Here is a 24,352-nt window from a genome sequence, read left to right as displayed (position 1 = left end):
GGCGCCCCGTCGGCCCGCCCGGGAGGACGGGAGAGCCCTCAGGGGGCGTTCCCGGCGGTGTCCTGGGGCGCGACGGGCACGTCCCGGACGAGCGGCTCCGTCGCGGCGTGTGCCGCGGCCGCCTTGGGCGCGGTGGGACGAGGGCCGGGCGGGGCTCCGGGCAGACGGCGGTGGAGCGCGGCGCGCTCCTCGGCGAACGCGGGGTCGGCCTCGTAGTCCGTGTGCCCGAGGATCGGCTCGGGCAGCGGCCACAGCAGGCTGCGGCCGTAGTGCAACGGATCGGTCAGGGGGCCACGGTCGACGGGGGTTCCGTCGTCCCCGGTCACGCCGACGGGGCCGCCGATGGGGTCCGTGGCGCGCCAGAGGTTCCGCCAGTGGGGCAGGTCCCGGTGGAGGCAGCGCAGCGCCGTCGCGCCGAAGTACGCCGGGAACCACCGCCCGTAGAGCCGCTGCAACGGCGAGCCGTGGGTCAGCAGCGCGATCCTGGCCCGTGTGGCCGTGTCCAGCTGCCACACGGCCGCGGCGGCCAGCACGCTGCCCTGGGAGTGGCCGGAGATCACCAGCCGCCCGCCGGTGACCTCGGTCCAGGTGCCCATCCGCCACGAGAGGTCGGGCACGGCCCGCTCCGCGTAGCAGGGTGGGGCGAAGGGATGGGCGGCGCGCGGCCAGAAGGTGCCGACGTCCCACAGGATGCCGACGGTCCTGCGGGCCGACGCGTCACGGTAGGCCCGGCGTCCCATGGCCAGCAGCAGCAGCACGCCGATCCCCATCAGCCAGGAACCGAACTGCTGGCAGAAGTCGGCGAGCCCCGCGACGGGGCCCGGGGCGTCGGAGGCGGCCTGGGCGGGGGACTCGCCGGTCAGGGAGCCGGTGACGGCGGTGAGCCCGAGGAGCAGGCTGGCCCCGGTGATCCAGCCGACCACCACGGGCGCGGAGTCCGTCAGCTCCGCCCGCGCCAGGGCGCCCGCGATGCGTCCGCTGCGCTCCGTCAGCGGCTCGGCCGGCTCGCCGACGTACACGACGCGCACGTCGGGGGCCAGGACGCGCCGGCGGCGGGCGAGGCGCGCCAGCGCCGCGACGGCCAGCACCAGCACGACGAGGAGCCACGCGGGGACGGCGGCGGCCTGCCAGCTGAGCAGGACCGGCGGGCCGGCGATCGTGGCGTCGGGGTCGCCGGGCGCGGCGTGCGGGTCGAGCCAGTCCGCGACCCGCTGCGCCACTCCCCCGGTGAACACCCCTCCCAGCGTGCAGGCCAGCAGCGCCACGGCCGCGCCGCCGAGCCCCGCGAGGGCGCCGCGGTCGGCGCGCGGGGCGTGCCGGTGGAGCCGGCGGGCGCTCAGCGCCACGCCGACCACGAGGAGGCCCTGGAGCACCGCGAGGGCGGCGAAGATCCCGCCGCCGGGGTGCTCGCCGCTCGTCGACCAGCCGGGCCTGCTCCACGCAGTGTGGAGGAGGGTGAGCGCCAGCAGCGCGAGGGCGGCGGGCGACAGGGCGCGGATGGCGGCCGGCAGGGACTGCTCGTCGATCTCCTCCTCCGTGCGGCCGTGGCGCGTCTGCTGCACCGCGACGGCGGCGAGGCCCGCCACGACCAGCCCGGTCAGCAGCCAGCCGGTGACGGCCAGGGCGGTGGCGCCCCGCGGGCCGCGGTCGTGGGGGCCGGTGGCCGCGAGCAGCGCGGCGCAGACGGTCAGCAGGCCCACGGTGGTGTGGGCGGCGCGCAGCCGGCCGACGATGCCCCTGCCGTACCAGAAGCCGGGCAGGCTCAGCGCCGCCTCGCGCTGGTGGTCCCCGCGGGGGCGCGGGGGCGGCGAGGCCGACTCGTAGGCGCTCCAGGTGCGGCGGGAGAGCCACCACAGCAGGGCGACGACGGCGGTGGGCACCAGCGCGGCCACCGCCAGCCGCCGGCCGGGCTCGGACCACCAGCCGCCGTCCGGGCCCGCGAGCGGGCCGAGCCAGGAGGCGGTGTCGACGCAGGCGGCCGAGCCGGCGCACTGCCAGGCCACGAGGTCGAGGCAGACGGCGCAGGCCCCGGCCACCAGCATCACGGTGAGGGAGAGGGCCAGGAGGCGGACCAGGGTCTCGTAGGCGCGGCGGGTGCGGGGGCGGCCGTGCCCGGCGGGGCGCATCCAGTGCGCCAGGTTCGCCACCATGAACGGCAGCAGGAGCAGCCACAGGGCCCTGGCGGCGTTGCCCGAGGTGAGGCCCGACCAGGAGTACGCCTCGCGCAGCGGAGCCGCGTCGTCCCACGGCCGGTCGGCCTGGTCGTCGGTGCGGCGGTGGACGCTGGCGGTGGTGTCACCGGTGACGCGGGTGGTGCGGGGGTCGTGCAGCATGTCCTGCGGGGTGGCGCCGCCGACGCCGTGCACCAGCAGCTCCAGCGCGGGCGGCACCGTGTCCGCGGGCGGTGTGGGGGCGTCTGGCGGGGTGGGGGCCTCCGGCGGCGCGGGGAGGTCCGGTGGGGTGGGGACGTCCGGCCCGGTGGGAACCTCTGGCGGGGCCGCGTCGTCGGGTGGCGGGGTGATGCTCTCCGTCGCCATGGGTGCCGTCCTCCCCCGCCGTCGTCACGGCGTGCCGTCCACTCGTCTCCCGTGGTGAGGGTCTGCCCGGCTGGCGGGCGGACGGAACGCGACTGAATCTCCCGTCGGTTGACGGGTGGCGGAACGTGCGAGGATGACCCCGGATCGAGGGAACGATGAGGAGTAGCGTGAGCGACAACCAGAACCTGCTGGCCGGGCAACGGCGCGCGCTCATCCTTGACGAGGTGCGCCGCCGGGGCGGCATCCGGGTCAGCGAGCTGACGCGGATGCTCCAGGTCTCGGACATGACGGTGCGCCGTGACCTGGATGTGCTGGCGCGACAGGGGGCTCTGGAGAAGGTGCACGGCGGCGCGGTCCCGGTGGCCGAGGCCCGCACCCACGAGCCGGGATTCGAGGCCAAGTCGTCCCTGGAGCTCTCCGCCAAGAGCGAGATCGCGCGGGCGGCGGCGGCGCTGGTGACACCGGGCAGCGCGGTGGCCCTCTCCGGCGGGACGACGACCTTCGCCGTGGCGCACCAGCTGCTGGAGGTGGCCGACCTGACGGTGGTGACCAACTCCGTGCGGGTCGCCGACGTGTTCCACAACGCGCAGCACCTGGGCGAGGGCGGTAGGCCCGCCGGCTCGCCCGCCGCGACGGTGGTGCTGACGGGCGGCGTGCGCACGCCGTCGGACGCGCTGGTGGGCCCCGTGGCCGACGCGGCGATCAGCTCGCTCCACTTCGACGTGCTGTTCCTCGGGGTGCACGGCATCTCCGTGGAGGCGGGGCTGTCCACGCCGAACCTCGCGGAGGCGGAGACCAACCGGCACTTCATCCGCTCGGCGCGCCGGGTCGTGGTCGTGGCGGACCACACGAAGTGGGGGACGACGGGGCTGAGCTCCTTCGCCTCGCTCGACGAGGTGGACACGCTGGTGACCGACGCCGGGCTGGCGTCGGCGGACCGCGAGGAGATCGGGGCGCACCTGGCGGAGCTGGTGATCGCCGGCGGTGCGGACGGGGTGGGCTGAGCGGTCCCGGAGGGGACCAACGGCCGTGGGGGCGTGGCGGCGGCCGACCGCCGCTCGGGCGGCCGGCCGCGGGGAGGAGCGGTTCAGGCCGTCGCGCCACGGGATCTGTTCTCCGTGAGGACGGCCCGGCGGCCGCGGTACTCCTCCTCGTCGATCTCGCCCGCGGCGAAGCGGCGGCCGAGCAGGGCGAGGGGTGAGTCCCCGCCGTCGTGGTGCCCGTGCCCGCCACGCCGGACGGTGCGGCGCAGCAGCCAGATCGCTCCGACCACGATCGCCGCCCAGACCAGGGGGAACAGCACGACCCACGGTCCGGGGCCGTCCTCCCAGGCATGTGCCAGCGTCTCCATGTGGCTCACGTTCCCTTCGTTCGTTCGTTGGTCGTCGCCTCGGTTGGTGTCTCGTCCCGTGTCACTCCCCAGGCTGCTGGAGCGGGCCGGCCCCGTCGTCGTACGGGCAGCGGCGATCCCGCTGCTCCCGCGGGAGTAGCGGGAGCCGCCCTGCCGCCGCGTTCTCCCGGGCGCTGTCAGTGGTGGCTGTCAGACTCGCGCCATGGGCAGATGGGCGCTGGCGGAGTATCCGGACGGCTCGGTCCGGGTCTGTGAGCTCGACGAGCACGGCCTCGCGGCCGGCCCGGCCGCGCACGCCCCCTCCCTGGCCGAGGCGGTGCGGGCGAGGCCCGGGGTCTCGCGCTGGGTGTGGCGTGCCACCGCGGCGGTCTATCCCCGGCTGCTGCGGGCGGGCGTGTCGGTGGCCCGCTGCCACGACGTGGAGGCCACGGAGGCGCTGCTGCTGGGGTACGAGGGGCGGTACGGCGAGCCCCGGTCGCTGGGCGCGGCCTGGGCGAGGTTGCGCGGCCTGCCCGTGCCTCCCGATCCGCCGCCCGCCGCGCCCGCCACGGCGCAGCCGTCCCTGTTCGACGCGGCCGAGACGGTCGCGGGCGCGCTGCCGGGGGACGCCGACCCGCTCGACGCCCTCGTCGCGGTCCACGCGGCGCAGCTGGCGCGGACGCGGGCCGCCGAGCATCCCGGGCGGCTGCGGCTGCTGGCGGCGGCCGAGTCGGCGGGGACGCTGGTGGCGGCCGAGCTCACCCGCGTCGGGCTGCCGTGGCGGGCGGACATCCACCGGCAGCTGCTGACCCGTCTGCTGGGCGAGCGGTACGCGGGCGGCGAGCCGCGGCGGCTGGCCGAGCTGGCGGAGCAAGTGTCACGCGCGTTCGGTCAGGGCGTGGTGGTCCGGCCCGACCTCCCGGCGGAGGTCATCCGCGCCTTCGCCCGCGCCGGGGTCAGGCTCACCTCCACGCGCTCCTGGGAGCTGCGGGAGGTCGACCACCCGGCCGTCGCGCCGCTGCTGGAGTACAAGAAGCTCTACCGCATCCACACCGCGCACGGCTGGTCGTGGCTGCGTTCCTGGGTGCGCGAGGGTCGGTTCCGCACGGAGTACCTGCCCGGCGGCACCCCCACCGGCCGCTGGACGAGCAACGGGGGCGGCGCCCTGCAGATCCCCCGCGTCATACGCCGCGCGGTGGTGGCCGACCCCGGCTGGCGGCTGGTGGTGGCCGACGCGAACCAGCTGGAGCCGCGGGTGCTGGCGGCGATCTCGCGCGACCGGGGGCTGATGGCGGCGGCCAGCGGCTCGGAGGACCTGTACACGGCGCTCGCGCACCGGGGCTTCTCCGGGGACCGGGCGCACGCCAAGCTGGCGCTGCTCGGCGCGATCTACGGCCAGACCTCCGGCGACGGGCTGCGCCACCTGGCGTTCCTGCGCCGGCGTTTTCCCGCCGCCGTGGCGTACGTGGACGAGGCGGCGCGCGCCGGCGAGCAGGGGCGTCTGGTGCGCACCTGGCTCGGCCGCACCTGCCCGCCCGTGGCGGCCGCCGGCGGGGCCTCGGAGGACGGCGCGGGGGGCGACGCGTGGGCCGGCGAGCCGGACGGGCAGGCGCTGGAGGAGGAGGCCCCTCGCGGGGCTGCGCGCGGCCTCGCGGCGGCGCGGGCCCGTGGGCGGTTCACGCGGAACTTCGTGGTGCAGGGCAGCGCCGCCGAGTGGGCGCTGCTGATGCTGGCCGCCCTGCGCGGCAGGCTGCGCGGCATGCGGGCGGAGCTGGTCTTCTTCCAGCACGACGAGGTGATCGTGCACTGCCCCGCCGAGGAGGCCGCAGCGGTGGTGACGGCGGTCGGCGCGGCCGGGGAGGAGGCCGGCCGCCTGGCGTTCGGCCCGACCCCCGTGAGCTTCTCCTTCACCACCGCCGTGGTCGAGTGTTACGCCGACGCCAAGGACGCGCCCGACGGGCCCTCAGGCGATCGCGCCGACGGGTCCGCTGAGGAGGTGCCCGCCACCCTCGGTGACCAGGCGGGAGGCCGTGGCCAGGCGGGAGACCGCCTCCTCGGCGGTCGCGGCGTCCACGGTGAACGGGATGCGCAGATAGCCCTCGAACGCGCCGTCGAGCCCGAAGCGGGGTCCGGAGGGCACCCGCACGCCGAGCCGCTCCGCGACGTCGGCGATCCGTGAGCCGGACAGGCCCCCGGTGCGCACCCAGAGCGTGAGGCCGCCCGAGGGGACGTGGAAGTCCCAGTCGGGGAGCTGCCGGGTCAGCGCGGCCACCAGGGCGGCGCGGTTGTCCCGGACGGCGGCGCGGCGGCCGGCGATCGCCTCGTCCCAGCCGCCGGTGGCCATCAGCCACGCCACCGCCAGCTGTTCGAGGACCGGGCTCGCGAGGTCGGCCGAGACGCGGGCGGCGACCAGGCGCCGGATCAGGTCGGGGGCGGCACGCACCCAGCCGATGCGCAGCCCGGCCCAGAACGTCTTGCTGGCGGACCCCACCGTGATGACGCCGGAGCCGCCCCGGTCGAAGGCGCACACCGGCCGGGGTGGCCGCTCGCCGGGGGGGAGGTCGAGGGCCAGGTCGGCCATGGTCTCGTCCACCACCAGGACCGCGCCGGCCGCGCGGGCCGCCGCGACCAGCTCACCCCGCTGGCTCTCGCTGGCCAGCGCCCCGGTGGGGTTGTGGAAGTCGGCGACCACGTAGGCCATGCGGGGGGAGGCGACCTCCAGCACGCGGCGCCAGGCGGCGAGGTCCCAGCCGGCCAGGCCGTCCGCCATGGGCACCGGCACCAGGCGGGCGCCCGCCTCGCGCATCAGCTGCAACACGTTGGCGTAGGAGGGGTGCTCGACGGCCACGCGCTCGCCGCCGGAGGCGAGCAGCCGGCAGATGGCCGCCACCGCTCCCATGGCCCCCGTGGTGACCATGATCTGTTCCGGCATGGTGGGGACGCCACGGGCGGTGTACCGGTCCGCCAGGACCTGACGGAGCGCCGGCAGCCCGGCCGGGAAGTCGCCGTGGGTGCGGGCGGCCAGCGGCAGCTCGGTCAGGGCGCCCTGAACGGCCCGTGTCAGCCAGGGCTCGGGCGCGGGCAACGCGGCACAGCCGAGGTCGATCACGGACTCGACCGCCTCGGGCGGCAGGGGCTCCAGCCCGCGTCCCGGCAGCGGGCGTCCGGCGGGGATGGCGGTCCAGCTGCCGGAGCCGCGCCGGGAGACCAGGAAGCCCTCCGCCCGCAGGGTCTCGTACGCCCCGGCGACGGTGGTGCGGCTCACTCCCAGCGCGGTGGCGAGCTCCCGTTCGGCGGGCAGCCGGGCGGCGACGGCCAGGCGGCCCTCCAGCACCAGCAGGCGGACGCCGTCGGCCAGCGCCCGGTAGGCGGGGCGGCGGCGCCCGCCCGTGCCGTGGTCGGCGAGCTCCTGGGAGTCGAGCAGCCGGGCGAGCCGGGCCGCGCTCACCGTCGAGGTCCACTCGGGCATGCCATCAGTCCACTTCTCCGCGATTGGCCATGGTCGGGCCGACCATTCAGGCCACATCGTGTCATCCGTCATGCCAGTCGCGCCACCACGGCCGAGGAGGAATGCTCGATGGAGCACCACGTCAGGCGGTTGCCACGCCGCCTGGTGCAGTTGTACGGGGGCCTCGTGCTCTACGGCGTCAGCGCCGCGCTCATGGTCCGCGCCGGGCTCGGGCTCGATCCGTGGGACGTCTTCCACCAGGGCGTCTCCGAGCTGACCGGCCTGTCCATCGGCACGGTCGTCATCCTCACGGGCGCGGCGGTGCTGCTGCTGTGGATCCCGCTGCGGGAGCGCCCGGGCCTGGGAACGGTCTCCAACGTGGTGCTGATCGGCGTGGCGATGGACGCCACGCTGGCGGTGACGGGGCCGGTCCACGGGCTCGTGGCGCAGCTCCCCCTGCTGGCGGCGGCCGTGGTGCTCAACGGCGTCGCGACGGGCATGTACATCTCGGCGCGCTTCGGGCCCGGTCCGCGGGACGGGCTCATGACGGCGCTCCATCGGGTGACGGGGGCCTCGGTGCGCCGGGTGCGCACCGGTATCGAACTGACGGTGCTTGCCGTCGGGTTCCTGCTGGGAGGCACCGTCGGCGTCGGCACGGTGCTGTACGCCCTGGCGATCGGCCCGCTCGCGCAGGTGTTCCTCGGTGTGTTCGCGATACCGGAGGAGAGCGGGGGACGCTGGGCCGGATTTCGGCCACGGGCCGCGAGGGGGTAACCTACGCGTCCGGCGCGCCGGACAGCATCACCGCACGGTTATCCTGTGCGAACCCCGGGTGACATCTCCTGCCAGATGTGACAAACCGGACCCCGGCGGGTACAAGAAGGGCGGTACGACGGGCGACGCATGACCCCTGCGGGAATCTTCATCGCCGACCGGACGTTGACTCAAGCGATGACGACAGTGACACCTGTCCTGTGGGCGACCAGCCCGGGAGGCACGATTCATGAGTGAGCGAGCTCTGCGCGGCACGCGGCTCGTGGTGACCAGCTACGAGACGGACCGAGGCATCGACCTGGCGCCGCGACAGGCGGTGGAGTACGCATGCCGGAATGGGCACCGGTTCGAGATGCCGTTCTCGGTGGAGGCCGAGATTCCGCCGGAGTGGGAGTGCAAGGTCTGCGGCGCCCAGGCGCTGCTGGTGGACGGGGAGGGCCCCGAGGAGAAGAAGGCCAAGCCCGCCCGGACACACTGGGACATGCTCATGGAGCGCCGCACGCGCGAGGAGCTTGAGGAGGTCCTCGCCGAGCGGCTTGCGGTCCTGCGCTCCGGTGCCATGAACCTCGCGGTCCACCCGAGGGACAGCCGTAAGTCGGCGTAGCCGCCGCGCGTCATGAGGGGGCCAGGCCGTCAGCGGCGGCCTGGCCCCTTTCCGCGCGCCGCGCGGCGGCCCTCCGTGGGGCCCGTCGCGTCGGCGCGCGGGCACACCGGCGCTCCGGGTGTCCACCTCGGGGATCCGCGCGTCAGGCGTCGTCGTCCTCGGGGACGACCTCGCCCTGGACCACCGTGCCGTCGTGCCGTCGAATCCTGCGCTGCTCCTCCGCGCGCCTGAGCTCGTTCACCAGCGAGCCCAGGGGGCCACGAGAGCTGTGCACGTACCGCACGGCGGCGCGGCGCAGCAGCGCGCGCGTGGGCGGCAGCAGACACAGCAGCCCGAGGACGTCGGAGCCGAGGCCGGGCAGCATCAGCAGCAGGCCACCGAGCATGGTCAGCCCGTTGCCGCCACCGCGGGAGGCGGCGGCCGTCTCCGCCGGCTCCGGCGAGCCCTCGTCCTGCCCCTGCCCCGGCCGGGCGCGCACGCGCGCGGCCCAGCGGAGCCAGGCGCGGCGGCCGGCCCAGCGGACGACGCCGGCCCCCACCACGAGGCCGCCCACCACCAGCAGGAAGACGGTCAGCCCGCCGGCGGCCTGGCCGACCAGCGTCAGGAGCCAGATCTCCAGCAGGGCCCAGGCCGCGACGAGCAGCGGCAGCAGGGCCCGGCGGCGGCGCCGGGGCGGGCCGGTGGGGCGCGTGCCCCCGGCTCCCCGGGGTCCCTGCGCGAGATACGGGTTCGGCGTGCCGGTGCTCATGTCTCAAGTGTGCCTGGAGCCGCCGAGTACGCGACGGGCCTGTCGCAGCCGCGCGGCGATCCCCCACGCCGTGACCCGCCACAGCGCCTCGACGACGATGTCCCTGCTCATCTTGCTGTCGCCGTGGGTGCGCTCCACGAAGGTGATCGGCACCTCGACGACGCGGTGCCCGGCGCGGACGGCGCGGTGGGCGAGGTCGACCTGGAAGCAGTACCCCTGGGAGGCCACGTCCGTCAGCAGACCGTCGGCCAGCACGTGGGCACGGAACGCCCTGAACCCGCCGGTCACGTCCCGGATCGGCAGGCCCAGCAGGAGGCGGGCGTACGCGCTGCCGCCGCGCGACAGCAGCTCGCGGTACCTCGGCCAGTGCACGATCCTGCCGCCCCGCACCCAGCGGGAGCCGAGGACGACGTCGGCGCCGCGCAGCGCGTCCAGCAGCCGTGGCAGCTCCTCCGGCTGGTGGGAGCCGTCGCCGTCCATCTCGACGAGCACCCCGTAGCCGCGGGCCAGGCCCCACTCGAAGCCGGCCAGGTAGGCCGCGCCCAGTCCCTCCTTGCCCGGCCGGTGCAGCACGTGGACCCGCTCGTCGGCCGAGGCGATCTCCTCGGCGACCTTGCCGGTGCCGTCGGGGCTGTTGTCGTCGGCGACCAAGACGTCGCACTCGGGGACCCGCTGGCGCAGGCGGCTGACGAGGGGCGGGAGGTTCTCCGCCTCGTTGTAGGTCGGGATGATCACCAGGGCGGGGCCGGGCGGGGCGTCACCCGGCCGTTCCGGGTCCCGTTCCGGGTCCCTCACGCCCGCTCCCTGCTGAGCCGGGCGCGCACCACCACGAAGGCCCAGGCCACGAGGCCGCCGCCGGCCAGCGCCCACTCCGGAGCGGCGCCGACCCGGTCGGCGACGGTGATGTCGTCGCGCAGCGGCAGCTCGGCGGTGAGCACGTCCTGGGTGAACTCCTCGGTCCGCTGTTCGATGGTGCCGTCGGGGGCGACGATCGCGCTGATCCCGCTGGTGGCCACGGTGACGACGGCCCGGCCGTGCTCGACGGCGCGCAGCTGGGACATGGCCAGCTGCTGCTCGGGCTGGCCGGTGCGGCCGTAGGTGGCGTTGTTCGTCTGCACCACCAGGGCGCGGGCGCCGGCGTTGACGGTGTCGCGCACGATGCCGTCGTAGGCCACCTCGAAGCAGATGACGTCGCCGAGCCGGGCGGGGCCGACGTCCAGCACGCCCGGCTCCTCGCCGGGGTAGAAGTCGCGCGGGACGCGCTCCAGGCGGCTGATGACGGCGCTCAGCTGCTCGCGGAAGGGCACGTACTCGCCGAACGGCACCGGGTGCTGCTTGGTGTAGGTGTCGCCGGGACCGGTCTCGGGGTCCCAGACGATGCCCTGGTTGAAGACGTAGCCCTCTCGGGTGGGGTGGTCCACGAGGGCGCCGACGAGTATGGGGACGCCGACGGCGTCCGCCGCCTGGTCGATGACGGCGCGCGCCTCGGGCTCGGTGTACGGGTCGAGGTCGGAGGCGTTCTCCGGCCACAGGACGAGGTCGGGCGCCTCGGCGCGGCCGGCGGCGACGTCCTCGGCCAGGTCGAGGGTGGCCTCGACGTGGTTGTTGAGGATCTGCATCCGGCGGCCCAGGAAGTCCATGCCGGGCCGTTGCACGTTGCCCTGGACGACGGCGATGGAGACGGTGTCGGCGGCGTCGGTGGGCACGGGGACGGCGAAGCCGACCGAGGTGGTGGCGGCGGCCAGGGCGACGGCGCCGGCGGCGGGCAGCAGGGCCGCGCGGGTGCGTGGCTGAGCCCGCAGGGCCACGGCCCGCAGGATCACGAAGGCCAGCAGGGCGCCGGTCAGGGCCACGGCGAAGGTGACCAGGGGCGCGCCGCCCAGCGCCGCGAGCGGCGTGAACGGGGTGCTGGTGTTGGCGAACGCGAGGCGCCCCCAGGGGAAGCCGCCGAGCGGCACGCGGTCGCGCGCCCACTCCTCGGCGACCCACAGGCACGCGGCCCACAGCGGCCAGGCCGGCAGCCGCGAGGTGACGGCGAGCCCGGCACCCAGGGGCACGAAGAACAGCGCCTCGATGAGGGACAGGCCCACGACGGCGTCCCAGCCGATGACGTGCAGCCACCGCAGGAGCGTGACGAAGAACGGCATAGCCATGGCGAAGCCGAGCCAGGCGCCCTGCCGGGCCGTGCGGCCGTGGGTCAGCAGGGACAGCACGACCACGGCCACGATCGACAGCGGCCACAGGCCGTAGGGCGGGAAGGCCAGGGTCAACACGAGGCCGGCGGCGACCGCCACGGCCGTGGCGCGCCCGTGCCGGCGGCCCGCGGCGAGCAGGCGCCGTGCGCGACCCGGGCGGCGCGCCGCCGTGCCGGGGGCGGGCGGGGGCACGGCGGGCTCAGGCGCGGCGTCGGTGCCGTCCTCGGCGTCCACGGTGGTCGTCTCGGGGCCCGATGGCACGGTGGTGGCCTCCCTGCGAAGCGGGCGATGATGCACCGACCGTACCGCGCCGTGCGCGTTCGACCGCACTCGGGCGACGCGTACCGGATCACGTGTGGGCCCCGCCGCGGGGCACGGCGGGCGGGCCGCCGGCCAGCCGGTCGGGGCCCGGCGCTCTTCGGGCCGACCTGGGACCCGCTGGCTGCGGGTCTGCCGAAGGCCGTTGTCTGTTGAGCTCCGGGCCCCGCCCGGGTCGCACCAGTCGGCCGGACGAAGCCTTCCGCCCCCGTGCCGCAGGCACTGGACCTGGCTGAACGGTGGCGACGCGCAGCGAGGCGGGCCGCACTCTGGCCCAGCGGCGTTCGACGACTGCGCGGAGGAAGCGCCGGCCGAACGTTCCGGTGGTGGACCCGGCAGAACCTACCCGCCGACGACCACGGGCTGTCAACAGCCTTCTGACCTGGAGATCCTCGTCAAAGAAGCAGGTCAGTGCGACGGGCGGCCGGCACCTGACGGGGTGCAGCACACGTCGTTCGGCGGTATCGCCCCCGGTCACGTCACTCGTTCAGCCGGTCGGCCCGTCACCCCCGAGGGTGTCGAAGACCGTCCGTCCCGCGACCACCGTGCGCAGGCAGCGGGGCGGTTCGGCGTCCGGGCGCAGCGAGGGCAGGCCGGGCACGCCCGACCGTGGGTCGGTGGACCAGCGGGCGATCCGGTCGTCGGGGGCCTCCACGACGAGTTCGTCGGCCTGCCACAGCGCGTAGTCGGCGGGCGCGCCGGGTGCCAGGACGCCGCCGTCGTCGCGGCCGACGGCGCGCCAGCCGCCGCGGGTGTGGGCGGCGAAGGCGGCGCGGACCGAGACGCGGTGCTCGGGGACGTGGTGGAAGGCGGCCGCGCGCACGCCGCCCCAGGGGTCGAGGGGGGTGACGGGCGCGTCGGAGCCGAGCGCGAGGGGCACGCCGGCCCGCAGCAACGCGGCGAACGGGTTGAGGCCACGGGCTCGCTCGGCGCCGAGGCGCTCGGCGTACATGCCGGCGTCGCCACCCCAGGCGGCGTCGAAGGCGGGCTGGACCGAGGCGGTGAGGGCGAACTCGGCGAAGGCGTCCACCCCGGCCTGGTCGAGCATCTCGGCGTGTTCCACCCGGTGGCGCCGGGCGCGGACCCGTGCCGGGCCGAGCCGCCCGGCGGCGGCGCGCACGCCCGCCACGACGGCGTCGAGGGCGGCGTCGCCGATGGCGTGGAAGCCGGCCTGGAGGCCCGCCTCGGTGCAGGCGGCGACGTGGGCGGCGATCTCGTCGGCTCCCAGCCGCGCGGTGCCCACCTCGTGCGGGCCCGTGGCGTCGGCGTAGGGGGCGCGCAGGTGGGCGGTGCGGGAGCCGAGGGAGCCGTCGGCGCAGAGGTCGCCCGCGGCGCCGGCCGCGCCGAGCTCCCTGATCCGCTCGGCGTCCTTCGCTCGTGTGACGAGTTCGCCCCAGTAGCCGACGACGCGCGGGAGGTGCTCGCGGGCGGCCAGGGCCAGCAGGCCGGCGAAGTCCTCCTCGCTGGAGGTGCCGGGCCCGCCGCACTCGTGCACCGAGCCGATGCCGAGGGCCGCCGCCCGGCGGAGCGCGACCCGCTGCGCCTCGGTGCGCTGGGCGGCGCCGACGGCGGCGTCCGCGGCGCGGCGCACGGCGTCGTGGGCGGCGCCCGTCAGCGGGGCGTCGGCGTGGTACCCGGGCAGCGCGGTCACGCCCGGCACCAGGTCCAGAAGCGCCGTGGTCGCGAGGGCGGAGTGGCCGTCGACACGCGCCAGGCACAGCGGGCGGCCGCCGGTGGCGGCGTCGAGTTCGGCGCGGGTGGGGGGACGGTGCTCCGGCCAGTCGGTGGGGTCCCAGCCGCGCCCGAGGAGGACCCTGTCCCCGGGGCGGGCGGCGGCGTACCGACGGACGGCGGTCAGCGCCTCGGCGAGCGAGGCGGTCCCGGCGAGGTCGAGGCCGGTCAGCGCGAAGCCCGTCATCGTGATGTGCACGTGTGCGTCTGTGAAGGCTGGGGTGACGAAGGCTCCGTCGAGGTCCACGACCTCGTCGGCCGTGGCGGCCAGGGCGTCGGCCGCCGCCTCGGAGCCGACCCAGGTGACGCGGTCCCCCGTCACGGCCATCGCGGTGGCGGCGGGGTCGACCGGGCTGTGGATCCGGCCGCGTCGCAGCAGCACGGTGCGCGCACGCGGTGCGGCCCCCGCGGCGGGGCGGCCGGAAGGGCCGGCGCGGCCCGGGGAGTCGGGACGGTCGGAGGGGTCGGGACGGTCGGCGTGGGAGTCGGTCGTGGTCATGCGGTCAGTCTTCCGTCGGCGCCCCCGTCTCAGACGCGGGGCGGGCGGGACTCGTAGGGCGTGGAGAGGACGACCGTGGTGCGGGTGGAGACGCCGGCCCGGGAGCGGATGCGGGCCAGCAGGTGCTCCAGCTCGGCCGGGGTCGCCACCCGGACCTTCAGGATGTAGTTCTCGTCGCCGGCCACGGAGTGGCACGCCTCGATCTCCGCGACGTCTGCGAGCCGGTCGGCGATGTCGTCGGGGGCGCTGGGGTCGAAGGGTTTGACCGAGATGAAGGCGGTCATCGACAGGCCCACCGCCTCGGGGTCGACGATCGCGGCGTAGCCCCGGATGACGCCACGCTGTTCGAGACGGCGCACGCGCTGGTGGACGGCCGAGGTGGACAGGCCGGTGGCCCTGCCCAGGTCGGTGTAGCTCATACGCCCGTCCCTGACGAGCAACTCCACGATGCGCCGATCCAGTTCCTCCACGGTCCGTAACCTACCGGCAGACGGCGCCCGCGCCGCGTGTCGTGCGCGTCGCGGCGCGCGGGGCGCACGGGTGGGGAACGTTTTGACAACAGTTCTGTGACGAACGCCACAGATCGACCGCGGTGTCGGCCGGAGGCCCGCGATTACGCGTCATGACCAGCGGGAAATGCTTGGCTTGGGCCAGGACCACCGCACGTGAAGAGGGGGAATGCTCATGCGCACCGTGAAGCACGAACGCCACGCCGGGCCCGCGGGGGGCGAGGTCGACGAGGAGTGGGATGCGGAGGCGGCCACGGACGGCGACGCCGAGTTGGTCCGGATCACCTGCCCCGACTGCGCGCAGCCGATCGCGTGCGCGGACGTCGACGAGCCGCTGCCGATCCACGCGCTGTGCCCGACGCGGTGGGACCCCTTCGGGCTGACCGTCTGCGCCGGTTCGGGTCGCGTCGTCGGCGACGGCGCGGGGATCCGCTCGGTGGCCACGGCGCAGCGCGGCGGCGAGGCGACCACGCGGCGCACGCTGCCGGAGGGGCTCGACTGGCGCCTCCAGCCGTTCTCCGACGTGGGTCGCGTGCGTCAGGCCGCCTGAGGCGGACGGGCGCCCACGCCCGCACGGAGGGCTCGGGCCGCGGGGGAGGGCCCGTCCGCCCGCGGGAGACGCGCGCACAGCGGGCGCTCTTCGGGCGTTTCGCGCGCACTGGCGCAGAATGGTACGAGTCATCACCCGACGCGCCCACCGTGTCCCTGCGAGGTTGACCGCCATGGCCACTGATCTGCTCGCCCACTTCCTCCGGCAGCTCAGCCCGGAGAACCGGCAGTGGCTCGAAAGCCAGCCGCCCGACAAGCAGCAGGCCGTCGCCGAGCGGTGGCACCGGACGCAGGGCCGGGGATCGGCCCTCCTCAGCTCGCTCGACCTGGTGCCCGACCTCGTGGACGAGGGGGCGTCGGCCAACGCCTTCGTCGACGAGGTGCGGGACGCCGAGAACCGCTGACCGTCCCGAATCCCGGCAGCCTTCGCGGTAGCGTCCCGAAAGCCTGCCCGGCAGTGTGCCGGACGCCGAACCCCGGACCGCCGCCCCGCCCGGCGGCGGGAGCTTCGCGCCCGGAATTCGGATGCGCGCCGACCACGGGCGTGTCAGGCTCCGCCGGATGAACCGTGAAGAGATCTCCCAGCGTGCTCATGCCGATCACCCGATCGCGGCCCCGCTCGACGACGACGCGGTGCGTCGGCTGCTGGCGGACGGTCTCCCCCGCGGTGACGAGCGGGTGCTCGACCTCGGCTGCGGCGGCGGCGAGTGGCTCGTGCGGGCCCTCACCGCGCGTCCGCGGCTGCGGGCCGAGGGCGTCGACGTCTCCGAGGGCGCCCTGGCCCACGCGCGCCGGACCGCGCGACGGCTCGGCGTCGAGGACCGTCTGACCCTCCACCACCAGGACGCCACCACGTTCGCCGGCTCCCACGCCTTCGACCTGGTGCTCTGCGTGGGCGCCACGCACGCCTTCGGCGGCCTTCTCCCCGCCCTCGCGGCGGCACGCGAGCACATGGCTCCCGGAGGGCGCGTCCTGGTGGGTGACGGTTTCTGGGACGGCACCCCCTCCCCCGAGGCCGTCGAGATGCTGGGCGACCTCGCCGACCTGCCCACGACGGTGGACCGCGTCGTCGCCGAGGGGTGGACCCCCGTCCAGGGGCACGTCAGCACCCGTCAGGAGCTCGACGACTACGAGTGGTCCTGGACGGGGTCGCTGGCCACGTGGGCCCTTGACCACCCCGAGGATCCCGACGCCGGCCAGGTGCTCCAGGCGGCCACCACACACCGGGAGGAGTGGCTGCGCGTCTACCGGGACGTGCTGGGCTTCGTCTGCCTCGTCCTGCGTCCGACCAAGGGCTGAACGCGCCAACGGGCCGAGTTCGCCCAGGAGCTGAGCTCGACCGCGGGCTGGCCCCGCACTCCCGCCGGCCGGTCCTCCCCCTCACCCCGTGCCGCGTGCCGGATGAGGCCGCGTCGCCTGGGTGCCGTACTCCCCCGTCCCCTCCGGGGACCGGAGGTACCGCGAAGCGGTGGGGGGCGCCTCCCGCGCCGCGCACCAGGGTGAGCGAGCCTGCCAACGCCGGGAGGCGCGCCGCCAGGTGCCGCGGGCCTGGCGTGATCCGCCGGACAGCACCCCTGAGGGCTGTCCCGTCATCCCCGGTGGCTCGGGGAGCCGCGTCCCTGGGACTTCGCCGGCACGGCGGAGGAGGGAGGCCAGCCATGCGGGCTGGTGACCGAGGACAACGCGGCGTTGGGCACCGCCCGGACGCCGAGGGGTCTGGGGAGGGAGACGCAGGACGCCGCGAGCCCGCCGGGCAGGACGGGACAGCCGTCAGGGACGGTACGTCCGAGGCTCGCCGCAGGTGCCGGGCGCGGTCGCGGGGCCGCTGCCGACCAGGTAGCGGCAGACCTGGACGACGACCCGCTCGACGGGGCCGTCGTCGGCGGCGACGAGGGTGGCCGCGACGGGTTCGGTGCCGTTGTCGGCGTACGCCGCCGCCTGGTCCACGAGCCGGTCGCCGGTGTACGCGGCGAACGACGCGACCGCGTACATCTCGTCGTCGCGTACGAACTCGCAGAACGGGCTGCCGTCGGTGACCGTGCCCGTCACCTCGACGACGAGCCGGCCGGGCTCGTGCCGGGCCGGCCGGGTCAGGGTGCCCCCGGTGCTGCCCATCAGGCAGCCGTCGCCGGTGTCGGCGGCGAAGTCGACCAGGTGGTCCGGGTGTTCGGCGAGGGCCGTCGCCGGCACGGCGAGCGTGCCGAGGGCCACGGCAGCGACCGTGGCGGCGCGCAGCGCGGAACGGGTGGGGGTGCGGCTCATGGTCGGATCGTCCTTCCTCGAAGCTGGGCTGCCCCCGCCCACCTCGGCGAGAGCGTAGCGCGCGCCGGGCCGACGGGAACCGGGACGGAGGCCGCGCGTTCACGGGTTCGCCGCCGCGGATGCCGTGGGGTGCGTGCCGCGCGACGGACCGACGGTCCGACAACTCGCATCTGGTCCAGACCTCTTGACCAGTGGTCCAGACCTTTCTACGCTCCGGGTGCTCGTACTCGAACTCGAACCCCCACCTGTCCGGCCGCGCACCCGGCGGGCCGGACTGAGCCGAGGAGTGCCCATGAGCAGTCCCGCACGACGAGCCCTCCACAACGCCAGGCGCGGGATCATCGCGATCGCCTGCCTGGCCCTCCTTCCGGTGGCCGGCCTGCTGGCCGTCACCGCCGCCTCGGCCTCCGCCCTCCCGGCCGAGGACGAACCGGACACCGCCCGCCCGGCGGCCGTCGTCTCCCCCTCCCAGGCCGGACCCGTGACGCTCGGGTACTTCGCCGAGTGGGGCGTCTACGACCGGGGTTACCACGTCAAGGACATCGTGGACTCCGGCTCCGCCGAGGACCTCACCCACATCAACTACGCCTTCGGCAACGTGCAGAACGGCGAGTGCACCATCGGCGACTCCTACGCCGCCTACGACCGGTTCTACAGCGCCGAGGAGAGCGTCAGCGGCGAGGCCGACTCCTGGGACACCGGCGCGCTGCGCGGCAACTTCAACCAGCTCCGCCAGCTCAAGGAGCTCCACCCCGACATCCAGGTGCTCTGGTCCTTCGGCGGCTGGAGCTGGTCCGGCGGCTTCGGCGAGGCCATGCAGGACCCCCAGGCGTTCGCGCGGTCCTGCTACGAGCTGGTCAACGACCCCCGCTGGGAGGGCGTCTTCGACGGCATCGACCTGGACTGGGAGTACCCCAACGCCTGCGGCCTGTCCTGCGACAGCAGCGGACCGGCCGTCTTCGGCGAGATGATGAGCGCCTTCCGTGACGTCTTCGGCGACCAGCTGGTCACCGCCGCCATCACGGCCGACGCCTCCGAGGGCGGCAAGATCGACGCCGCCGACTACGCGGCGGGCGCCGAGCACGCCGACTACCTGGCGGTGATGACGTACGACTTCTTCGGCGCGTTCGACGCGGACGGGCCGACCGCCCCGCACTCGCCGCTGACCTCCTACGAGGGCCTACCGCAGCAGGGCTTCACCAGCGAGGCGGCCATCACCCGGCTCACCGAGCAGGGCGTCCCGGCCGACAAGCTGCTGCTCGGCATCGGCTTCTACGGCCGCGGCTGGACCGGCGTCACGCAGAGCGCGCCCGGCGGCACCGCCACCGGGGCGGCGCCCGGCCGGTACGAGGCCGGCATCGACGACTACGAGGTGCTGGCCCAGCGTTGCCCGGCCACCGGCACCGTGGCCGGGACCGCCTACGCCCACTGCGGGCAGGAGTGGTGGAGCTACGACACGCCGGAGACCATCGCCGGGAAGATGGCGTACGCCACCCAGCAGGGCCTGGGCGGCGCGTTCTTCTGGGAGTTCTCCGGAGACACACCCGATGGTCAGCTGATCAGCGCCATCCGTGCCGGACTGACCTGAGCACGGTCCCGCCCCCGCCCGCGGGCGGGGGCGGTTCGCGCCCCGGACCCGCAACCGGTCCGGGGCGCGTGGCGTCATGATCGGCAGGACCGCGGCCACGGGACCGTGAGGCCGCCACACCGTGAGGCACCACGACCGTGAGGCCGGGGGACAGACCAGGGGGATGCCGTGGACGGGGCGACACGAGGACGCCGGCTCGTCGTGCCGCTCGTCTCCGGCGCGGCGCTGCTCGCGCTGCTGACCGCCGCGCTGGTGGTGTGGGCGGGCGGCGGGGACGAGGGACCGACGGAGGCGTGGCGCGTCGCGGACGACGGCACCCACGCCGTGGGCGACGTCGACGCCGCGGTCTGGGCGCACGGCGCGGTCGTCACCCGGGTCGGGCCGTCCCGTGTCACCGGGCACGACGCGGCCGACGGCCGCACCCTGTGGGAGGCGGAGCCGCCGGCCGACGCGGGCCGCGCCTGCGCTGCCAGCGAGCACACCAACGCCGACGGCGTCGGCGCCGTGCTCTTCACCATCCCCGACGCCGAGGGCGACGGCGACTGCGTGCTGCTCGCCCTCGTCGACACCGGCGACGGAACGCTGCTGTGGTCACGGCGGCTCGACACGTCGATGGTCGTCCGCGGCGAGGAGGTCGTCGCGACGGTGAGCGAGCGCACCGTCCTCGTCAGCCTCGGGTCCGTGGCCGACCCCGGAAACGTCCACCGCCTCGACCTGGCGACCGGCGAGGAACGTCCGGCGCCGCCGCTCCAGGCCCCGCGCTGCCCCGACGAACCGCTCACGATGGCCACCAGCCACGCCGGCTCCCGCTTCGCCGTGGTCACGGCCTGCGTGGGGGACGACGGCTACGAGCACCACACCCTGAGCGTGTACGACGCCGACACCTCCGAACCCCTCCTCCCCCACCCCCTCGGCGGCATGGACGCCAGCGCCCACCTCGTCTCCGCGAACCCGCTGGTCGTCGCGACGGGGGAAGAGCTGGTGGCGTTCTCCGACAGCGGCGAGCGACAGTGGCGGATCCGGGCGCACGACGAGGCCACCGGGCTGCCGCTGCTGAGGATCCGGGCCGTGGTGGGCGGGGTGCTCGTGACCGAGGCCCTGACGGCCGACGGCGCGCCCCGGGCCGTCTTCACGGGCCACGACCTCCGCGGCGGCGAGAGGCTGTGGCGCACCCGGCTCCCCGAGGACACCACCGTGCTCGGCGTCGACGACGGCCGGGACGGCGCCGGGACGGCGGTGCTGCTCGGCCGGTACCGGTACGACCACGACGAGGAGCGGATGCACCTGACCTGGCTCGACCCGGCGAACGGCGCCGACCGTGCCGCGGGGTCCGTGCCGTTCACGCTCCAGGACAGCACCGTCGGCGCCGTCGTCGCCTTCGACGCCGACCGTTTCTACCTCAGCGGGAGCGTCGAGCGGGAGCTGCGGCTGCGCGCCTTCGACCGCTGAACCGCGCCGGCGGTACCCGCGGGGTGTCGTCCGGGTGACTCTGTCGCGACCTCGCGGCGGGAGGCGTGTGCCTCCCGCGTCAGGCGAGGGGTCGAGGGTACGACGGGGTCTCATGACCGATGTGAAGGAGCCGGAGCGGGGGCCCGGACCCGGGGCGGAGCCGGACGAGGGATACGAGCGGGGTCTCGGCGGTCGCCAGGTGCAGATGATCGCGATCGGCGGGGCCGTCGGCGTCGGCCTGTTCATGGGAGCGGGCGCGAACATCGCCGAGGCCGGACCGAGCCTGATCCTGATGTACGCCCTGGCGGGCGTCGTCATCTTCCTCATCATGCGGGCGCTGGGAGAGCTGCTGCTCTACCGTCCGGTCTCGGGCAGTTTCGCGGAGTACGCGAGGGAGTTCCTCGGGCCGTTCCACGGCTTCGCGACCGGGTGGACCTACTGGCTGCTGTGGGTGGTCACCGGAATGGCGGAGCTGACGGCGGCGTCGATCTACGTCACCTACTGGTTCCCGGACATCCCGCAGTGGGTGAGCGCGCTGGTGTTCCTGCTGGTGCTCTTCGGCGTGAACCTCGTCTCGGTGAAGGTCTTCGGCGAGATCGAGTTCTGGTTCTCGATGATCAAGGTCACCGCGATCATCGGGGTGATCGTCATCGGTCTCGGCGTCCTCACGCTCGGCGTCTCCGAGGCGGGCGAGACCGCGGAGGTCTCCAACCTCTGGGCGCACGACGGCTTCTTTCCCACCGGCATCGGCTCCAGCCTGATGACGCTCCAGGGCGTCATGTTCGCCTACCTCGCCGTCGAGCTGGTGGGGGTCACCGCCGGGGAGAGCGCCGACCCGGAGAGGTCGCTGCCCCGGGCGATCAACACGTTGCCCTGGCGCATCGCCCTGTTCTACGTCGGCGCCCTGACGGTCATCCTCTCCGTGGTGCGGTGGACCGAGTTCGACGCCGACGTCAGCCCGTTCGTCGCGGCGTTCGCGAGGATCGGCCTGCCCTTCGGGGCCGCGATCGTCAACTTCGTCGTCCTCACGGCCGCCCTGTCCTCCTGCAACTCCGGCATGTACTCCACCGGCCGCATGCTGCGGGACCTGGCGGGGAACGGCGAGGCGCCCCGGCGGCTGGGACGCCTCAACGCCCGCCGGTCGCCGGCCACCGGGATCACGCTCTCCGTCGCGATGATGGGTATCGGCGTGGTCCTGAACTACCTCGTCCCCGAGAAGGCGTTCGGCTACGTCACCTCCGTCGCCACCGCCTGCGGCATCTGGACCTGGGCCATGATCCTCGTCAGCCACATGTGCTACCGGCGGGCGGTGGTGGCCGGGCGTCTGGCCCCCTCCCCCTTCCCGGCGCCGGCCGGTGCCCTGGGCAGCGGCGTCGCGCTGGCGTTCCTCCTGTTCGTCGTCGGGGTGATGCTGGTCGACCCCGACGCCCGGGTCTCGCTGTACGTGGGCGGGCTGTGGGCGGTCCTGCTCGTGGCCGGCTGGCGGGGGGCCCGCCAGGGAGTGGTCCGGCCGCCGGCCGGCGTCGGGGAGGCGAAGCCCGAGTACACCGGGTGACGTGGGCCGGGTGACGTGGCCGGTGACGTGGCCGGGGGCACCGTCGGGTGACGCCTCGGCACGCGCTGAGGAGGGGTCAGCTGCCGACGTGGATGCCGGGGCGGCGGTCCGGGTCGCGCTCGTGTCGGCGGATGATCTCGCGGGTGACCGGGGCGGTGTCCCCCCGGCCGAGGAGGAAGTAGCGGAACATGTGCCGCACGGGGCCGCCCTCGGCCCAGGCGAAGTAGCAGTGCGGGCGGATGCCGGTGGCGTCCCGGAGGGCCAGCAGGATCGCGGCGATGGCGTTCGGGGCGGCCGGGGCGTTGGCGCGCAGGATCCGGTGCCGGCCGACCTCGACACCGCGCACGACGAGCGTGTCGCTGAAGTCGGAGGGGTCGACCACGTCGATCTCCAGGAACAGCACGTCGGCGGCGCCGGGCACGGGGTTCGCGCCGCGCTGCTCGCGTTCCTTGTCGGTGTACTCGGCGTCGTCGCCCGCCTGGCGGCGGTTGGCGATGATGTCGAGGGCGTTGTCGTAGGCGATCGAGTCGGTGACGAACCGGCGGGCGGCCTCGTCGAACTCGATGCGGTCGGCGCGCAGCTCGGTGGTGCGCGACACGCGGGAGATCAGGGACACCGCGATGATGCCGGAGATGAACATGCCGGAGATGGCGATGCCGTCGGGCTTGTCCACGACGTTGGCCGCCAGGGCGTAGAACAGGACCGCGGTGAGCAGTCCGAAGCCCGCGGCCTGCGGGCGCTGGCGCTGGCGGACCCCGGAGACGGTCACGGCGAAGGCCGCGGCGACCATCATGGCCAGGATGCCGGTGGCGTAGGCGCCCGCCTGCGCGTCGACGTCCGCGTCGAACGCGATGGTCGTGACCACGCACAGCAGGGTGTAGACCATCACGACGGGGCGGACGGCGCGTCCCCACTCCGGGGCCATGCCGTAGGTGGGGAGGTAGCGCGGGACGATGTTGATCAGTCCCGCCATCGCCGAGGCGCCGGCGAACCACAGGATCAGGATGGTGCTGATGTCGTAGGCGGTGCCGAACGCCTCCCCGAGGTGCTCGTGGGCCAGCCAGGCCAGGGCCCGGCCGTTGGCGCTGCCCCCCGGCTCGAACAGGTCCTCCGGGATGAGCACCGTGGTGACGAAGCTCGCGCTCAGCAGGTAGACGCTCATGATGACCGCCGCCGTGGTCAGCATGTGGTGGGTGTTGCGGACGCGGGAGCGCATCCGCCGCTCGGCGTCGGCGCCGTCGGCCGCCACCAGCGGCATCATGCTCACCCCGGTCTCGAACCCCGACATCCCGAGGACCAGCAGCGGGAAGGCCAGCAGGGCCGGACCCAGCAGGTCTCCCGGGCCGCTCCCGCCCTCGGTGAGGCGGTCCGTCCACTCCGACCACGCCCCGGGCGTCGCGATCACCTCCTCCACGCCCACGGCGACGACCACCGCGTTGAGCGTCAGGAAGACCGCGACCAGCGGGATGGCCACGGTGACCGCCTCGCTGAACCCGAGGAGGAAGACCCCGCCCAGCACCAGCAACAGCACCACCGTGAGGGCGACCTCGTGGCCGCGCAGGCCGTGGGGCAGGTAGGGGTTCTCCACGATGTGGACGGACGCGTCGGCGGCGGACAGGGTGATCGTGACGATCCACGACGTGGCCACGAATCCGAGCAGGACCAGCACGAACAGCTTGCCGCGCCAGAACGGCAGCAGATCCTCCAGGATCGCCACCGACCCGGCGCCGTGCGGGCTCTCCCGCGCCACCCTGCGGTACATCGGCAGCATCCCCGCCAGGGTCAGCACCACGATCAGCAGCGTCGCCAGCGGCGAGACGGCGCCCGCCGCCAGCACGGCGATCGCCGGGACGTAGGCCAGGCTGGAGAAGTAGTCCACCCCGGTCAGGCACACCACCTTCCACCAGGCCTGGGGCCGCTCCACGTGCTCCGCGCCGGCGGCCGGCCCGACCGGTTGCACCCGGTGGCGCAGCAGCCACCGCGCCAGCCGGCCGGTGGGCTGGGGCCGCAGGGCGGGGCTGTCCACCACCGCGGGCACCGCGGGCACCACCGGCTCGCCCGCGTCGTTCACCGCCCCTTCCACGGCCGCTCGCCCTTCCGGGGAGAGACGGGGGCGTTCAGGTCGCGGGCCCGTCACGCCCCGTTCCCCTGCCGCGTCACAACGGTCATCGCCCGCCTCTCCGCCGTCGGAAGCCTCGACAGGTACCGGAGCGCGGGTATCCCCGAGGGCCACGTGGCAACCGGACGGCGCCGGGA

At 75.1% G+C, this 24,352-nt stretch carries 19 protein-coding genes and 1 pseudogene; 10 read left to right on the top strand and 10 right to left on the bottom strand.

Annotated elements, in window-relative coordinates:
* Positions 1-38: 38 nt before the first annotated feature.
* A complete protein-coding gene (locus ACTWP5_RS12665; RefSeq protein ID WP_443220974.1) occupies positions 39-2,537 on the bottom strand; it encodes a hypothetical protein in 2,499 nt (832 codons plus the stop codon).
* 167 nt (positions 2,538-2,704) lie between these two features.
* Here ACTWP5_RS12665 and ACTWP5_RS12660 point away from each other — a divergent pair, with 167 nt between their 5' ends.
* On the top strand, positions 2,705-3,541 hold the full coding sequence (locus ACTWP5_RS12660; RefSeq protein ID WP_443220973.1) for a DeoR/GlpR family DNA-binding transcription regulator: 837 nt from the start codon (positions 2,705-2,707) through the stop codon (positions 3,539-3,541).
* 83 nt (positions 3,542-3,624) lie between these two features.
* On the opposite strand, the gene ACTWP5_RS12655 is transcribed toward ACTWP5_RS12660, so the two are convergent.
* A complete protein-coding gene (locus ACTWP5_RS12655; protein ID WP_443221061.1) occupies positions 3,625-3,888 on the bottom strand; it encodes an SHOCT domain-containing protein in 264 nt (87 codons plus the stop codon).
* A 202-nt stretch (positions 3,889-4,090) separates the two neighbouring features.
* On the opposite strand from ACTWP5_RS12655, the pseudogene ACTWP5_RS12650 reads away from it, so the two are divergent.
* Positions 4,091-5,812, top strand: a pseudogene (locus ACTWP5_RS12650) (bifunctional 3'-5' exonuclease/DNA polymerase); the annotation flags it as partial.
* A gap of 18 nt (positions 5,813-5,830) precedes the next feature.
* Here the strand turns inward: ACTWP5_RS12650 and yczR are convergent.
* Entirely contained in the window at positions 5,831-7,336 is a 1,506-nt protein-coding gene (gene yczR / locus ACTWP5_RS12645) for a MocR-like transcription factor YczR (RefSeq protein ID WP_443220972.1), read from the bottom strand.
* A 108-nt stretch (positions 7,337-7,444) separates the two neighbouring features.
* Between yczR and yczE the strand changes: the two genes are divergently transcribed.
* Both yczE and ACTWP5_RS12635 read left to right on the top strand, forming a co-directional pair.
* Positions 7,445-8,089 (top strand): membrane protein YczE, encoded by a 645-nt coding sequence (gene yczE, locus ACTWP5_RS12640; RefSeq protein WP_443220971.1) that lies wholly within the window; start codon positions 7,445-7,447, stop codon positions 8,087-8,089.
* A 229-nt stretch (positions 8,090-8,318) separates the two neighbouring features.
* Positions 8,319-8,693, top strand: a complete 375-nt coding sequence (locus ACTWP5_RS12635) for an RNA polymerase-binding protein RbpA (RefSeq protein WP_443220970.1) — start codon at positions 8,319-8,321, stop codon at positions 8,691-8,693.
* 142 nt (positions 8,694-8,835) lie between these two features.
* On the opposite strand, the gene fxsA is transcribed toward ACTWP5_RS12635, so the two are convergent.
* The 5 genes from fxsA to ACTWP5_RS12610 all read right to left on the bottom strand — a co-directional run bounded on the left by fxsA (position 8,836) and on the right by ACTWP5_RS12610 (position 14,654).
* Positions 8,836-9,441 carry an FxsA family membrane protein gene (gene fxsA / locus ACTWP5_RS12630; protein ID WP_443220969.1) on the bottom strand — a complete coding sequence of 202 codons (606 nt, stop codon included), beginning with the start codon at positions 9,439-9,441 and terminating at the stop codon, positions 8,836-8,838.
* Between the two features lie 3 nt (positions 9,442-9,444).
* Positions 9,445-10,236, bottom strand: coding sequence for a polyprenol monophosphomannose synthase (locus tag ACTWP5_RS12625; RefSeq protein ID WP_443220968.1), 792 nt, complete (start codon positions 10,234-10,236; stop codon positions 9,445-9,447).
* A complete protein-coding gene (gene lnt / locus ACTWP5_RS12620; protein WP_443220967.1) occupies positions 10,233-11,897 on the bottom strand; it encodes an apolipoprotein N-acyltransferase in 1,665 nt (554 codons plus the stop codon). The genes ACTWP5_RS12625 and lnt overlap by 4 nt, the downstream gene beginning before the upstream one ends.
* A gap of 544 nt (positions 11,898-12,441) precedes the next feature.
* Entirely contained in the window at positions 12,442-14,184 is a 1,743-nt protein-coding gene (locus ACTWP5_RS12615; protein WP_443220966.1) for an amidohydrolase, read from the bottom strand.
* Positions 14,185-14,213: 29 nt separating this feature from the next.
* Positions 14,214-14,654: an Lrp/AsnC family transcriptional regulator gene (locus ACTWP5_RS12610; protein WP_443220965.1), complete on the bottom strand. Its 441-nt coding sequence runs from the start codon at positions 14,652-14,654 to the stop codon at positions 14,214-14,216.
* A 214-nt stretch (positions 14,655-14,868) separates the two neighbouring features.
* Between ACTWP5_RS12610 and ACTWP5_RS12605 the strand changes: the two genes are divergently transcribed.
* The 3 genes from ACTWP5_RS12605 to ACTWP5_RS12595 all read left to right on the top strand — a co-directional run bounded on the left by ACTWP5_RS12605 (position 14,869) and on the right by ACTWP5_RS12595 (position 16,541).
* A complete protein-coding gene (locus tag ACTWP5_RS12605; RefSeq protein ID WP_443220964.1) occupies positions 14,869-15,243 on the top strand; it encodes a hypothetical protein in 375 nt (124 codons plus the stop codon).
* Between the two features lie 172 nt (positions 15,244-15,415).
* Entirely contained in the window at positions 15,416-15,646 is a 231-nt protein-coding gene (locus ACTWP5_RS12600; RefSeq protein ID WP_443220963.1) for a hypothetical protein, read from the top strand.
* 157 nt (positions 15,647-15,803) lie between these two features.
* Complete coding sequence (locus ACTWP5_RS12595; protein WP_443220962.1) at positions 15,804-16,541, top strand: SAM-dependent methyltransferase; 738 nt, start codon at positions 15,804-15,806, stop codon at positions 16,539-16,541.
* 471 nt (positions 16,542-17,012) lie between these two features.
* On the opposite strand, the gene ACTWP5_RS12590 is transcribed toward ACTWP5_RS12595, so the two are convergent.
* Entirely contained in the window at positions 17,013-17,504 is a 492-nt protein-coding gene (locus tag ACTWP5_RS12590; protein WP_443220961.1) for a hypothetical protein, read from the bottom strand.
* Positions 17,505-17,796: 292 nt separating this feature from the next.
* Between ACTWP5_RS12590 and ACTWP5_RS12585 the strand changes: the two genes are divergently transcribed.
* The 3 genes from ACTWP5_RS12585 (at position 17,797) to ACTWP5_RS12575 (ending at position 22,096) form a co-directional block, all read left to right on the top strand.
* A complete protein-coding gene (locus ACTWP5_RS12585) occupies positions 17,797-19,092 on the top strand; it encodes a glycoside hydrolase family 18 protein (RefSeq protein ID WP_443220960.1) in 1,296 nt (431 codons plus the stop codon).
* Between the two features lie 201 nt (positions 19,093-19,293).
* Entirely contained in the window at positions 19,294-20,541 is a 1,248-nt protein-coding gene (locus ACTWP5_RS12580) for an outer membrane protein assembly factor BamB family protein (RefSeq protein WP_443220959.1), read from the top strand.
* A 112-nt stretch (positions 20,542-20,653) separates the two neighbouring features.
* On the top strand, positions 20,654-22,096 hold the full coding sequence (locus ACTWP5_RS12575; protein ID WP_443220958.1) for an amino acid permease: 1,443 nt from the start codon (positions 20,654-20,656) through the stop codon (positions 22,094-22,096).
* 76 nt (positions 22,097-22,172) lie between these two features.
* Here ACTWP5_RS12575 and ACTWP5_RS12570 read toward each other — a convergent pair whose 3' ends face one another.
* A complete protein-coding gene (locus ACTWP5_RS12570) occupies positions 22,173-24,179 on the bottom strand; it encodes an amino acid transporter (protein ID WP_443220957.1) in 2,007 nt (668 codons plus the stop codon).
* Positions 24,180-24,352: the final 173 nt, after the last annotated feature.

It is taken from the genome of Streptomyces sp. 4N509B (assembly GCF_052245655.1).
Taxonomy (GTDB): domain Bacteria; phylum Actinomycetota; class Actinomycetes; order Streptomycetales; family Streptomycetaceae; genus Streptomyces.
Note: the sequence above shows the minus strand (reverse complement) of the source record. Positions and strands in the feature narration are given on the sequence as shown.